Source organism: Stutzerimonas marianensis, assembly GCF_022810315.1.
GTDB lineage: Bacteria > Pseudomonadota > Gammaproteobacteria > Pseudomonadales > Pseudomonadaceae > Stutzerimonas > Stutzerimonas marianensis.
In genome coordinates this window covers 480,137-493,427 of record NZ_JALGRD010000001.1, presented here as the reverse complement: position 1 = coordinate 493,427, position 13,291 = coordinate 480,137, and the positions used below count along the sequence as shown (strand labels likewise).

At 64.8% G+C, this 13,291-nt stretch carries 15 protein-coding genes; 7 read left to right on the top strand and 8 right to left on the bottom strand.

The genetic code is table 11. The features are described 5' to 3' along the window. The first annotated feature begins 15 nt into the window (after nucleotides 1-15). The gene (locus MST27_RS02150) at nucleotides 16-837 is read left to right on the top strand and encodes a helix-turn-helix domain-containing protein (RefSeq protein WP_243604358.1); all 822 of its coding nucleotides are present in this window, start codon (nucleotides 16-18) and stop codon (nucleotides 835-837) included. 63 nt (nucleotides 838-900) lie between these two features. Here MST27_RS02150 and MST27_RS02145 read toward each other — a convergent pair whose 3' ends face one another. From MST27_RS02145 to MST27_RS02135, 3 genes are all read right to left on the bottom strand, one after another. Beyond that, on the bottom strand, nucleotides 901-1,659 hold the full coding sequence (locus MST27_RS02145; protein WP_243604357.1) for a substrate-binding periplasmic protein: 759 nt from the start codon (nucleotides 1,657-1,659) through the stop codon (nucleotides 901-903). Between the two features lie 258 nt (nucleotides 1,660-1,917). Next, entirely contained in the window at nucleotides 1,918-3,177 is a 1,260-nt protein-coding gene (locus tag MST27_RS02140) for a dicarboxylate/amino acid:cation symporter (RefSeq protein ID WP_243604356.1), read from the bottom strand. 91 nt (nucleotides 3,178-3,268) lie between these two features. Then, the gene (locus MST27_RS02135; protein WP_243604355.1) at nucleotides 3,269-4,693 is read right to left on the bottom strand and encodes an aspartate ammonia-lyase; all 1,425 of its coding nucleotides are present in this window, start codon (nucleotides 4,691-4,693) and stop codon (nucleotides 3,269-3,271) included. A gap of 186 nt (nucleotides 4,694-4,879) precedes the next feature. Here MST27_RS02135 and MST27_RS02130 point away from each other — a divergent pair, with 186 nt between their 5' ends. From MST27_RS02130 to MST27_RS02105, 6 genes are all read left to right on the top strand, one after another. Next, nucleotides 4,880-5,806, top strand: a complete 927-nt coding sequence (locus MST27_RS02130) for a LysR substrate-binding domain-containing protein (protein WP_243604354.1) — start codon at nucleotides 4,880-4,882, stop codon at nucleotides 5,804-5,806. A gap of 195 nt (nucleotides 5,807-6,001) precedes the next feature. Continuing rightward, a complete protein-coding gene (purE, locus tag MST27_RS02125; RefSeq protein ID WP_243604353.1) occupies nucleotides 6,002-6,493 on the top strand; it encodes a 5-(carboxyamino)imidazole ribonucleotide mutase in 492 nt (163 codons plus the stop codon). Further along, entirely contained in the window at nucleotides 6,494-7,579 is a 1,086-nt protein-coding gene (locus MST27_RS02120) for a 5-(carboxyamino)imidazole ribonucleotide synthase (RefSeq protein WP_243604352.1), read from the top strand. It begins immediately after the preceding gene. Between the two features lie 100 nt (nucleotides 7,580-7,679). Beyond that, nucleotides 7,680-7,931, top strand: coding sequence for a GlsB/YeaQ/YmgE family stress response membrane protein (locus tag MST27_RS02115; RefSeq protein WP_243604351.1), 252 nt, complete (start codon nucleotides 7,680-7,682; stop codon nucleotides 7,929-7,931). Between the two features lie 52 nt (nucleotides 7,932-7,983). After that, complete coding sequence (locus MST27_RS02110) at nucleotides 7,984-8,511, top strand: DUF3299 domain-containing protein (RefSeq protein ID WP_243604350.1); 528 nt, start codon at nucleotides 7,984-7,986, stop codon at nucleotides 8,509-8,511. A gap of 15 nt (nucleotides 8,512-8,526) precedes the next feature. Further along, complete coding sequence (locus MST27_RS02105; RefSeq protein WP_243604349.1) at nucleotides 8,527-9,201, top strand: uracil-DNA glycosylase family protein; 675 nt, start codon at nucleotides 8,527-8,529, stop codon at nucleotides 9,199-9,201. Between the two features lie 5 nt (nucleotides 9,202-9,206). Here MST27_RS02105 and MST27_RS02100 read toward each other — a convergent pair whose 3' ends face one another. From MST27_RS02100 to MST27_RS02080, 5 genes are all read right to left on the bottom strand, one after another. Further along, on the bottom strand, nucleotides 9,207-10,097 hold the full coding sequence (locus MST27_RS02100; RefSeq protein ID WP_243604348.1) for a D-hexose-6-phosphate mutarotase: 891 nt from the start codon (nucleotides 10,095-10,097) through the stop codon (nucleotides 9,207-9,209). Nucleotides 10,098-10,218: 121 nt separating this feature from the next. Then, the gene (locus MST27_RS02095; RefSeq protein WP_243604347.1) at nucleotides 10,219-10,908 is read right to left on the bottom strand and encodes an ABC transporter permease; all 690 of its coding nucleotides are present in this window, start codon (nucleotides 10,906-10,908) and stop codon (nucleotides 10,219-10,221) included. Continuing rightward, nucleotides 10,905-11,600, bottom strand: coding sequence for an ABC transporter permease (locus tag MST27_RS02090; protein ID WP_243604346.1), 696 nt, complete (start codon nucleotides 11,598-11,600; stop codon nucleotides 10,905-10,907). Before MST27_RS02090 ends, MST27_RS02095 begins: the two co-directional genes overlap by 4 nt. 62 nt (nucleotides 11,601-11,662) lie before the next feature. Then, complete coding sequence (locus tag MST27_RS02085; RefSeq protein ID WP_243604345.1) at nucleotides 11,663-12,418, bottom strand: ABC transporter substrate-binding protein; 756 nt, start codon at nucleotides 12,416-12,418, stop codon at nucleotides 11,663-11,665. Between the two features lie 14 nt (nucleotides 12,419-12,432). After that, complete coding sequence (locus MST27_RS02080) at nucleotides 12,433-13,206, bottom strand: ABC transporter ATP-binding protein (RefSeq protein ID WP_243604344.1); 774 nt, start codon at nucleotides 13,204-13,206, stop codon at nucleotides 12,433-12,435. Nucleotides 13,207-13,291 lie beyond the last annotated feature (85 nt).

Sequence of the window (13,291 nt, the reverse complement as noted above, 5' to 3'; positions counted from 1 at the left end):
CCACTGGAACCTGTCATGCCTGCTCATCTCGGCACCAACCTGAAGCTGCTGTGCAGCCACTACCGATCGATTGCCGAGGTCTGCCGCAAGCTGGCGATCAACCGCGCGCAATTCAATAAATACCTCAGCGGAACGAGCCGGCCGACGCCCCACAACCTCAAGCGCATCTGCGATTTCTTCGGTGTCGAGGCATACGAGCTGGAACTGCCGAGTGACCAGTTCGTCCAGCTGATCGGGCTGCGGCGTCACGACCAGGAGCGGATTGCCGCCAGCGATCCGCTGCTCGAACTCTTCCAGCCGATGCGGGACAACGCCAGCAGCCTCTCGCGCTATTGCGGCTATTACTTCGAATACGCCAACTGTCTGTCCGTGCCGGGGCAGATCCTGCTTTCGCTGGTGCACCTGCGTGAGGATCGGGGCAGCTTCGTCTTCGAACGCCAGGAGCGTCAGGAACAGTCGCGAGCGGATAATCCCAAGGCCGAGGACGGCGTGGTGCGCTGCCGCTACCTCGGTGCGGCCTTCTATCTGCAGGACCGCCTGTTTCTCATCGACTACGAGTCGCTGACCGGCAACGAGATGAGCCAGACGATCCTCATCCCCAGCTTCAAGAGCCGGATCAGCCGCCTGAACGGCCTGAAGACGGGCGTATCCAGCGGCGATCGCCGTACCCCGGCCTGCACGCGGGTGGTCTGGGAATACCTCGGCAGCGAGATCAATCGGGTCAACGCGTACCGGCAGGTCATGCTTTACGGACTGGACGATCCGAGGATCGACCCGGAAATCCGCGAGCGGTTGGCCTCGGCCTCCATGCGCGACGGGTTGTTCGAGATCGAGTAGGAACGGCCGCTCTGGCCGGGGGAGGAGGAGGGCCGGCGTCTATGGCAACGCCGGCCCGGCGGGTCAGCAGAGTTCGGGGTGCTTGACGCAGGTGCCGTAGCCTTCGGTCTTCATGTCATCCAGCGCCTTCTGCAGGCGGGTGACCACTTCGTCAGGGGTGTCCTTGTTCAGGGCCAGGTACAGCGGTGCGGAGTTGAACACCAGCACCGTATTCAGACCGCCCACGCCTTCCTGCTTGGCGTAGTAGCGCCAGACCGGGTCAGAGGTGGCCCACAGATCGATCTTGCCACTGAGCAGCTTTTGCAGGTTCTCCTGGTCACGCAGCGAGTTGACGGGCTCCAGCCCCTGCGCTTCGATGCGCTGGCTGACGGCGCTGCTCTTGTAGGCACCGATGGTGTAACCCTTGGCCTGTTCCAGGCTGGTCAGCTTGAGGTTACTGCCGGGTGCCGAGAGCAGCACGCTCTCGTACTGCGCGATCGGCCCGACCCATTTGAACAGCGGGCGGCGCGCATCGGTCATGGACGTGGAGAACAGCCCGTGGTTGGGCAGGTCCAGCGTCGCCTGGTAGATGCGGTCCCAGGGGAAGCGCAAGGTCATCGAGTAGTCGATGCCGGCGCGTTTGAACATCTCCCGGACGGTGTCGGCACTGATGCCGCTGATTTGGGCTTCCTTCGCGAAGTTCTTGCCGCCCGCGGCCATGTTGAAAGGCGGGAAGTTTTCGGTCTGCAGGACCACCTCATAACCTTGGGGAAGCTCCGCCTGCGCGAGGGGGGCGCTGAGAATCGAACTGAACAACAGGGTGACGGCAAGTAGTGTGCGCATGGGGGGCCTCCAAAGAATCGGCGGATTCTACGCATGCCCCTAGGTGCTGGCCTTGTGCCGCATCACGGTTTTGAATGTGGATTTGCGCACGTTTTCATGCCGCATCGCAGGGGCAGCGGGGAATGACCGGGGGCGTTTCGGAGGCAATGGCGGAGCTTCACGCACCTGGCTCATTCCGGGTCTGGCCTGTCATGCCGCGAGCCTGTGTTCCTTCCTGGCAGGCATGCAGGGCGCCCGCTTGGGGCGCCCCGGGTGGCGTCATTGAGCGCCAGCGCTGTCATACACCTCACGGTCGAGCTCGTTTTCGCTGCGGCCGATCAGGGTTGTGGTCATCAGGTCGCCAGCGACATTCACCGTGGTGCGGGCCATGTCGAGGATGCGGTCGATGCCGGCAATCAGCGCCACGCCTTCGAGCGGCAGGCCGGCCGAGGTCAGGACCAGGCCGAGCATGATCAGGCCGGCGCCCGGGATACCGGCGGTGCCGATGGAGGCCAGCGTTGCGGTGAGGATGATCATCAGGTACTGGCCGGCGCTGAGGTCGATGCCGAAGGCCTGGGCGATGAACAGGGCCAGCACGCCCTGATAGATGGCGGTGCCATCCATGTTGATGGTCGCGCCGACCGGCAGCACGAAGCCCGCAACGCCTTCCGAGACACCCAGGTTCTTGCGGGCGCACTCGATGGAGACGGGCAGGGTGCCGGCACTGCTCGAGGTGCTGAACGCCACCGCCAGCGCCGGCGCGATGCCTTGCAGAAAGCGCAGCGGGCTGAGCCGGCCGACCAGACCCAGCAGGCCGCCGTAGACCAGCAGGACGTGAGCGATGCTGGCCAGGTAGATCACGCCGATCACCCCCGCCAGCGGCAGCAACACCTCCGCACCATGACTACCGACCACACCGGCCGTCAGGGCGAAGACGCCGAACGGCGCGACGCGCATCACCAGGTCGGTGAGCTTGTAGAAGGTCTCGGCCAGCCCATCGAACAGGCGCACCGCCGGGGCCGCGCGCTCGCCGACCAGGTTCATGCTGATGCCCATCGCGATGGCAAACACGATGATCTGCAGGATATTGCCCTCGGCGAAGGCCGTGACCGGGTTACTCGGCACCAGCCCGACCAGGATGCTCACCAGCGACGGGGCTTCCTTGGTTTCCGCCGTACCGCTGGCGACCATGTTCATCCCGTCGCCTGGGCTGAACAGGGCGCCGAACAGCAGGCCGATGCTGACCGCGAACGCGGTGGTCACCAGGTAGACGACGATGGTCTTGATGCTGATCCGGCCAAGCTTGGCGCTGTCCTTCATGGAGGTGATGCCGGCAACCAGCGAGACGAACACCAGGGGAACGATGAGCATCTTGATCGCGTTGAGGAACAGCCTGCCGATCGGCGCCAGGACGAGGGCGTCCTGCTTGAATGCCAGGCCGACGGCGATGCCAAGGGCCAGGCCAATGAGGATCTGCTGCCAGAGGGCCAGGCGGCCGAGCAGGCGGAAGGGTGTACGCAGGGTGGTGCTCTGGTTCATGCGGGTACCTTGTTGTTCTTATTGAAAGAAGGGCCGCCGATCGCGGCCCGGATGCAAGCGCGCCCGACGAGTCGGGCGCGTGAAACGGGGGTCAGGCCTTCAGCGGGACAAGCCGCGGGGCGATCATGTTTTCCGGTCGCAGGATGTCGTCGAGCGTGGCGTCGTCGAGCAACTGCTCCTCACGCACCAGTTCCAGCACGCCGCGGCCGCTGAGCAGCGCCTGTCCGGCGATGCGGGTGGCGTTTTCGTAGCCGATGTAGGGGTTGAGCGCGGTGATCAGGCCGATGGAGTTTTCCATCAGGCGTCGGCAATGGTCCTCGTTGGCCGTGATGCCGACGATGCAATGCTCGCGCAGCATGTCCATGGCGCGCTGCAGCAGGCGGATCGAGTCGAACAGCTTGTAGGCGATCAGTGGCTCCATGACGTTGAGCTGCAGCTGGCCGGCTTCGGCGGCCATGGTCAGCGCCAGGTCGTTGCCGATCACTTCGAAGGCGACCTGGTTGACCGCTTCGGGAATCACCGGGTTGACCTTGCCCGGCATGATCGAGCTACCCGGTTGGCGCGGCGGCAGGTTGATCTCGTTGATGCCGGTGCGCGGGCCGCTGGAGAGCAGGCGCAGGTCGTTGCAGATCTTCGACAGCTTCACCGCCAGGCGCTTGAGCATGCTGGAGAAGGTGACGAAGGCACCCATGTCGGAGGTGGCTTCGATCAGGTCGGCCGCGGGCTTGAGCGGGTGGCCGCTGATGGTCGCCAGGCGCTGTACGGCCAGGGCCTGGTAGTTGGGATCGGCATTGATGCCGGTGCCGATGGCGGTGCCACCCAGGTTGACCTCGACCAGGAGCTGCGGCGCGATCAGGCGCAGGTGCTCGAGGTCCTCGCCGAGGGTCGTGGCGAAGGCGCGAAACTCCTGGCCCAGGGTCATGGGCACCGCGTCCTGCAGCTGGGTGCGACCCATTTTCAGAATGTGGGCGAACTCGACGGATTTGGCGGCAAAGGCCTGCACCAGGCTGTCGAGGCTGGCCAGCAGGGTGTCGTGACCGAGCAGCAGGCCGAGGCGGATGGCGGTGGGGTAGGCGTCGTTGGTCGACTGCGCCATGTTCACGTCGTTGTTCGGGTGCAGGTGGCGATATTCACCCTTGGCGTGGCCCATGTATTCGAGCGCGAGGTTGGCGATCACCTCGTTGGCGTTCATGTTGGTCGAGGTGCCGGCGCCGCCCTGGATCATGTCGACGACGAACTGCTCGTGGTGCTCGCCGCGAATCAGGTGCGCACAGGCCTGGCTGATCGCCACATGTTTGGCATCGCTGAGGTGACCGAGCTCGCGGTTGGCGTCTGCGGCGGCCTGCTTGACCATCGCCAACGCCACGACCAGCTTGGGAAAGTGCGAAAGCGGCACGCCGGAGAGGTGAAAGTTGCGCACGGCGCGCAGGGTCTGGATGCCGTAGTAGGCGTCGGCGGGGACTTCAAGGGAGCCAAGCAGGTCTTTTTCAAGCCGGAAGGATGCAGCGGAGGACATGAGGTTCTCATCCGAGAGAAAAACGGCATTTGCCGCGAAGGCCGCTACCATAGGGGTTCAAGGTGATGCTCGGCCAATGCCGTTGGGTGTTGGGTCATGCAGGATCGGCATAACGATGCTGTGACGCCGTTTCGCTGGCGAGCGTTATCGAGTTGTGCGTCGCTTGTCCCACCGCCCGGAGCTGGCATGAACATCGAAACGAAATGGCTGGAAGACTTCGTCGCCCTGGCCGCCACCCGCAGCTTTTCCCAGGCCGCCGAGCGGCGCTTCGTCACCCAGCCGGCATTCAGTCGGCGTATTCGCAGCCTGGAGAATTGCCTCGGCCTGACCTTGGTCAACCGTGCGCGCACGCCGGTCGAGTTGACCGAGGCGGGGCAGCTGTTTCTGGTGACCGCGCGCAACATGATCGACCAGCTCGGCGAAGCGGTGCATTACCTGCACAACCTCGAAGGTCAGCGCGGCGAAGTGCTGCAGATCGCCGCCGCTCACTCGCTGGCGCTCGGCTTCTTTCCCGAGTGGCTGGCCCGCCTGCGCCAGGATGGTGTGCCGGTGAACAGCCGACTGGTGGCGACCAACGTCGGTGAGGCCGTGCATTCGCTGCGCGAGGGCACGTGCGACCTGATCCTCGCCTACTACGATCCGGAAGCTGCGCTGCAGATGGACCCGGAGCTGTTTCCCTCGTTGTCGCTCGGGCGCACCGAGATCGTCCCGGTCTGCGCGGTGGATGCCGGCGGCGAGCCGCTGTTCGATCCGGACAGCGGGCAGACGGTCCCTTTGCTGGCCTACACCGCGGGTGCCTCGCTCGGCCGCTCGGTCAACCTCTTGCTGCGCCAGCGTGGGCTGCGCGCGACGACGCTCTACGAAACCGCCATGGCTGACAGCCTCAAGAGCATGGCCATGCAGCGCCTCGGTCTGGCCTGGGTGCCGCGCCTGAGCGTGACCGCCGAACTCGAGCGTGGCGAGCTGGTGGTCTGCGGTGGCGAGCAGTGGCGCGTGCCTCTGGAAATCCGCCTGTATCGCTGTGCGCTGGTGCGCAAGGCGCCGGTCCGCCTGCTCTGGCGCAAGCTCGAAGCCGGGGCGGGGCAGGGTGTCGAGGATTCGCCCGGCGTCTGACCTGTCGGCGGCGTGCGCCGGTCGGCAAGCCGCGCCGGTCGCCGGCGCAGGGTACTGGCCGGACGGGGGTTGCGCTATACTGCGCGGCCCTCGCGGCGGCCAGCAAAGCGCCGGATCGCGAGGCACACCAGGCCACGCTCATTGCGTGGTTTGTCGTTATTGATGCGCCTGCGGGCGCCGATGAGAGGCACGATGATGAGCGCACTGGTAGGCGTGATCATGGGCTCCAAGTCCGACTGGTCCACCCTGAGCCACACCGCCGATATGCTGGAAAAGCTCGGCATTCCGCACGAAGTCACCGTGGTGTCCGCGCACCGCACCCCGGACCTGCTCTTCCAATACGCCGAACAGGCCGAACAGCGTGGCCTGCGCGTGATCATTGCCGGCGCCGGCGGTGCCGCCCACCTGCCGGGCATGTGCGCGGCCAAGACCCATCTGCCGGTGCTTGGCGTACCAGTCCAGTCCTCGATGCTTTCGGGCGTGGATTCGCTGCTCTCGATCGTGCAGATGCCAGCCGGCGTGCCAGTCGCGACCCTGGCCATCGGCAAGGCGGGCGCCATCAACGCCGCGCTGCTCTCGGCCAGCATCCTGGGCCACGAATTCCCCGAGTATCACGTGGCGCTGAAGAAATTCCGCGACGAACAGACCCAGACCGTGCTCGATAACCCGGACCCGAGGGACGCGTAAATGAAAATCGGCGTGATCGGTGGCGGCCAGCTCGGCCGCATGCTGGCCCTGGCGGGCACCCCTCTGGGGATGAACTTCGCGTTTCTCGACCCGGCGCCGGATGCGTGCGCCGCGGCGCTTGGCGAGCACCTGCGTGCCGATTACGGCGATCAGGATCACCTGCGCCAGTTGGCCGATGAAGTCGACCTGGTGACCTTCGAGTTCGAGAGCGTACCGGCCGAGACGGTCGCCTTTCTCTCGCAGTTCGTGCCGGTCTACCCCAGCGCCGAGGCGCTGCGCATCGCTCGCGATCGCTGGTTCGAGAAGTCGATGTTCAAGGACCTCGGCATTCCCACCCCGGCATTCGCTGACATCCAGTCGCAGCAAGACCTCGACGCGGCGGCGGCCAGCATCGGCCTGCCGGCCGTGCTCAAGACCCGCACCCTGGGCTACGACGGCAAGGGTCAGAAGGTGCTGCGCAAGCCGGCCGATGTCGCCGGCGCCTTCGCCGAACTGGGCAGCGTGCCCTGCATCCTCGAAGGCTTCGTGCCGTTCAGCGGCGAAGTCTCGCTGATCGCCGTACGCGGCCGTGACGGCGAAACCTGTTTCTACCCGCTGGTGCACAACACCCACGAGGACGGCATCCTCAGGCTCTCGGTTGCCAGTAGCAACCATCCGTTGCAGGCGCTGGCCGAAGACTATGTCGGTCGCGTGCTGACCCGGCTGGATTATGTCGGGGTGCTGGCCTTCGAGTTCTTCGAGGTTGACGGTGGGCTCAAGGCCAACGAGATCGCGCCGCGCGTGCACAACTCCGGTCACTGGACCATCGAAGGCGCCGAGTGCAGCCAGTTCGAGAACCACCTGCGTGCCGTGACCGGCCTGCCGCTGGGCTCGACGGCGAAGCGGGGCGAGAGCGCCATGCTCAACTTCATCGGCGAAGTGCCGCCGGTGGAAAAGGTGATCGCCATCGAGGATTGCCACTTGCATCACTACGGCAAGGCCTTCAAGGCCGGGCGCAAGGTCGGCCACGCCACGCTGCGCTGCCCGGACCGCGCCACCCTGGATCGGCAGATCACCGCGGTCGAGTCGCTGATCGAGCGCCGCTGAGACCCGGCCGTCTGTCACGCCGCATCGGTGTCCGAACTGGCCGATGCGGCGTAGGTCCGAGAATAGGCAACGCCTAAATTCGGACCACAGGAGACTGCCAATGGGCATCATCGGAACAATCATCATCGGCCTGATCGTGGGCCTGATCGCGCGCTTCCTGAAACCGGGCAACGACAGCATGGGCTGGATCATGACCATCCTGCTGGGTATCGGCGGTTCGTTGCTGGCGACCTACGGTGGCCAGGCGCTCGGCCTCTACGAGGCAGGCGAGGGTGCAGGGTTTATCGGTGCCGTGATCGGTGCAATCATCCTCCTGGTGATCTACGGCATGGTGACCGGCCGTAAACACTGATCCGCACGGGGCCGTCTCCGGCGGCCCGTTTCCCATCGACCAGTCGACCTCCATGCGCCTCACCGCCCTCTTTCTGCTGCTCTGCACCACCTTCACCCATGCCGCCCCGGCCGAACTCGACTGGCTCGAACTGATGCCGGCCGAAGATCGCCAGGCACTGGAAGACATGCCCGAGATCGCGCACGACACACCCGAGGCGGACGGCTTCAGCGACGAGGGTGGACTCAAGCAAGGCGCCGGCCTGCCGGAGGTGATGTATTCGGCCAAAACCGTACCGGCACTGGCGGGCCGGGAGGTTCGCCTTGGCGGCTATCCGGTCCCGCTGGAGACCGACGCCAAGGGGCGCGCCACCGAATTCTTCCTCGTGCCCTACCCGGGCGCCTGCATCCATGTGCCGCCGCCGCCACCGAACCAGATCGTGATGGTGCGTTACCCGGCCGGCATCCAATTGGACGACATCTACGCACCGCTCTGGGTCGACGGCACGCTGGCGATCGAGCCGGTCAGCAACGACCTGGCGGACGCCGCCTACGCCATCGCCGCAAGCCACGTCGCGCTTGTGGACGAGGACGATCTGTAGTCGATGCCGCCACCCATGCCCCTAGATCCTCGACAGCGCCAGGCCTTCCGGGACCTAGCCGCTCAGACCGAGGGGATCGACACGGCGGTTTACCAGGCATTCGACAAGGACCCGCTGGAGCCGATCATCGGTCTTGGCCCGACCGACGCACCGATCGCCTTTCTCGGTCGCGACCCGGGCCGTGAAGAAGTGCGCCACGGTGAGCCCTTCGTCGGCAGCGGCGGGCAGCTGGTGCGGCGTGCACTGCATCGGCACCTGTACGGAACCGAGTCGGCCAGCTTCGAGGTGAGCCTGGCGGCGGGCGCCGGGTTCTTCTGGCTCAACACCGTGCCCTACAAACCGCTGGGCAATCGCGCCTGGTCGATGGCGGTCAAACGCCGGTTCGAGCCGCTGATGCGGCATCTGTTACTGGATCATTGGCAGGGCCGGGACGTTGTCACCCTGGGACGCGAGGCCTTCTTCTGGTTCGGCCTCGATGCGACGTCGGCGGATCGCCAACGGCTGGAGGCCTACTGGCAGCGAGAGGACCGTTTCACGGCCAGTTGCGAGGTCGAGCTGAGCACCGCGCAGGGCGAAAGGCGCCGCTTGCGCCTGCATCCCTTGCCGCACCCTTCCCCGCGTAACCTCACTTGGTATGCGCGCTTTGCGGGCTTGCTCGATGCACGCCTGGCCCAGTTGCTGCCCAGATAAGGCGGTCAGCCGGCGTTGGGCTCGATGCCGATCGCGACGCTCAGGGTATGGCTGGCACCGGGCGCCAGCCGAATCACATCATCCATCACATTCGCCGTTTCGATGCAGAGCATGCGCTGCCAGGCATCATCGGCGAACTGCGAAAGTCGACGAGACTTGTCGATCCAGGGATTCCACAGCACGGCCGAGCGCGACCCCTCCACCTGCAAGGTGATGCGCCGGTTCGCTGCGGGGTCGCGCAAGGCCAGCCTGGACGGTACGTCGAGGTAGATGCGATCGGTTTCGCCGACGAAACGCAGGTCACCCTGCTGTTCGCGGCGTTGCCAGCCGTCGAGCGTCTCGATGTAGGGCAGACCGTCGAGTCCCTCGACGGTGACCTGATGGATGTCGCTGATGGCGAAGTAGCTGTGCAGCGCCTGGGAAAGCGTCACGGTTTCCTGACCCTGGTTGCGGCTGGTCAGCGACAGCTGCAGGGTCTGGTCGAGGCGGATCGTCAGTTCGGCCTGGACCTCGTGGGGCCAGCCGGGCAGGTTGCCGGGGCTGGTGAAGGTGAGGGTGGCGCCCTCGGCATCGCTGCGCGAATCCAGCAGGGTCCAGTCGACGCTACGGACGAGCCCATGTGCAGGCGGCTCGCTGCCTTGATAGCCCGCCTGGACGGCTTGCGGATTGCGTGTCAGGTCGCCGAACCAGGGCCAGCAGACCGGCACGCCGCCGCGCACCGGCTGGCCGCTAACGAACGCCGCTTGCTCGCTCAGCCAGATCACCGGTTGGCCGTCGGCGCCCCGATAGCTGAGAACCTGGGCGCCCTGCTCGGCAACGACCAGTTCGGCATCGCCCCGGCGGATGCGCCAGCAGGCGAGTGTGTCCATTTCGATGCGCTGGATATCGACGGGCATTGGCGGCCTCGCGGGTGGATGAATGAGTAGCCTATGACTGCGCCGGTGCGGCATGATTCCGGCGCATGCAATGCTGGAGGCGGCGGGGCGCCGCGAGGGCGGGCCCCGATCGATGGGTGGATCAGCGGCCTTGGCAGGCGTCCACGCGCAGCCAGCGCTCGAGCAGCTTGAAGCCCTGCATCAGCACGAAGGCGATGACCAGGTAGATCAGGCCGGCAGTGAGGAACATTTCTTCGTGCATGTAGGTGCGCGCCGCGATCTTGCGAGCCATGCCGGTCAATTCCAGCAGGGTGATGGTGCTCGCCAGCGCACTGGCCTTGAGCATCAGGATCACCTCGTTGCTGTAGGCCGGCAGGCCGATGCGCGCAGCACGCGGCAGGATGATGTGCCACAGCGCCTGGCGGCGTGACATGCCGAGTGCGCGGGCGGCCTCGATCTCGCCCGGCGGGACGTTCTGGATAGCGCCCCGGAGGATTTCGGCGATGTAGGCGGCGGTGTGCAGCGTCATGGTGATGATGGCGCACCAATATGGGTCACGCAGGTAGGGCCAGAGCACGCTAGTGCGCACGACCTCGAACTGCGCCATGCCGTAGTAGACGAGGAACAGCTGGACCAGTAGCGGCGTGCCGCGGAAGAAGAAGATGTAGCCATAGGGGAGGGCGCGGACGGCCAGGACCCTTGAGGAGCGGGCGATGCCCAGCGGCAGGGCCAGAATCAGGCCGGCAATGACCGATACGCCCACCAGCTGCAAGGTGAGCCAGGCGCCATCGAGAAAGCTCGGCAGCCACTTGATGAAGAGTTCCCAGCTCATGCGGCGCTCCTGACGAAACCGCGACCGGCGCGTTTTTCAAGGAAATGCATGCCGGTCATGGCGATGATCGTCAGGCCCAGATAGATGAGCGCGGCGACGACGAAGAAGGTAAAGGGCTCCTTGCTCGCGGTCACGGCGATCTGCGAGCTGCGCATGATTTCTTCGAGGCCGATCACCGATACCAGCGCGGTGTCCTTCATCAGGATCATGAACAGGTTGCCCAGGCCGGGCAGGGCCAGGCGCCACATCTGCGGCAGGATCAGGCGCAGGAAGATCCGCCGCTTGGCCAGTCCCAGCGCAAGGCCGGCCTCACGATGGCCCTTGGGGATGGCCAATAGCGCGCCGCGGAAAACTTCGGTGGCGTAGGCGCCAAAGCACAGGCCCAGGGCGATGGTGCCCGCCGCGAAGGGGCTGAGTGCCAGGTTGTCGATTCCGAAGAGTTCGCCGATACCGCGGACCAGGTTGATGGTGCCGAAATAGATCAGCAGGACCCAGAGCAGCTCGGGAACGCCACGAACGATAGTCGAATAGGTGCCGCCGACCCAGCGCATGGCGGCGAACGGGGATGTCTTGGCGAGGGCGCCGAGCAGGCCCAGCACCAGGCCAAGGGCCAGGGCGGACAGCGCCAGCTGGATGGTCATCCAGGTGCCGGCGATCAGCGCCGGACCGAATCCATGAAGATCGGGAATCATATGGGCTCAAACATCAAAGCCCGACCTACCTTTGATGGTGGCCGGGCTTCGATTCAGACGGATCAGTAGATATCGAACGGGAAGTACTTGGCGTTGAGCTTCTCGTAGGTGCCGTCGGCGCGAATTTCCGCCAGCGCCTTGTTCAGCTTTTCACGCAGCTCGTCGTTGCCCTTGCGTACCGCGATGGCGATCTTGTCGTTGTCGAACACCGGCTCACCCTTGAACTCGAAGTTCTTGCCAGCGTCGCTCTTGAGCCATTCCCACTGCACGAAGGAATCGGCCAGGATGCCATCGACGCGGCCCGAGGCCAGGTCCAGATACGCGTTTTCCTGGGTGTCGTAGAGCTTGATGTCGACGACGTCGTCCATGTTGTCTTCCAACCAGGTCCCGGCGATGGTCGCACGCTGCGCGCCGATCACCTTGCCGTCGAGGTAATCCTTGTTGGTCTTGAAGTCGACGGACTTGGGCGCGACGAACTGCAGCTTGTTGGTGTAGTAGTGGTCGGTGAAGTCGACGGCCTGCTTGCGCTCCTCGGTGACCGACATGGACGCAGCGAGGAAGTCGAACTTGCCAGCGTTCAGCGCGGGGATGATGCCGTCCCAATCGGAGGTCACCACTTCACACTCCACTTCCATCTTGGCGCAGAGCGCGTGGGCGATATCGAGATCGAAACCGACGACCTGGCCGCTGGCATCGATCAGGTTGAAGGGTGGGTAGGCGCCCTCGGTACCGATACGCAGCTTTTCGGCGGCAAAGGCATTGGCGCCGAGCATCAGGGTGGCGGCGGCGGTCAGCAGAATCTTCTTATAGCTTTTCATGCGGTGTTGCTCCATTAGCGATGGCTGGACATGAACTGTTTACAGCGTGCCGATTGGGGATTTTCGAACACCTGCTCCGGCGTTCCCTGCTCTTCGACCAGGCCCTGGTGGAGAAAGACCACCTCACTGGAAACCTGCTTGGCGAAGTTCATTTCATGGGTGACCAGCAGCATGGTGCGACCTTCATCGGCCAGCGACCGGATCACTGCTAGCACTTCTTGTACCATTTCCGGGTCGAGGGCCGAGGTCGGCTCGTCGAACAGGATCACCTTGGGCTGCATGGCCAGCGTTCGGGCGATGGCCGCGCGCTGCTGTTGGCCGCCGGACAGCTGGTTGGGGTAGACGTGCCGCTTGTCGGCGATGCCAACCTTGGCCAACAGCGCTTCGGCCGTCTCGATAGCCTCGGCCTTGCTCAGGCCGAGCACCCGGCGAGGTGCCTCGATAATGTTGTCCAGCACAGTCATGTGCGGCCACAGGTTGAAGTTCTGGAACACGAAGCCCAGTTTGCTGCGCATCAGGTTGATTTGCTTGGCGTCGGCGGCCACCAGGTCGCCGTCCTTCGCCCGCTTGAGACGCAGCTGTTCACCGGCAACGAGAATTTCCCCCTCGTTGGGGTTTTCCAGCAGGTTGATGCAACGCAGAAACGTGGATTTTCCTGAACCGGAAGAGCCGAGGATGGAAATCACATCGCCATCGCGAGCGGTCAGCGAGATGCCTTTGAGAACTTCCAGATCGCCGTAGCGCTTGTGCAGGTTGCGGATTTCCAGTGCGGGTATGGCCTCGGCCATTGAGCTTCCTCTTCTCGAAACAGGGCGTCGCCTGCTCCGTGTCTATGTAAATTGCGCTCCGGCTGACAGCTCGCCGTCCTGGCGA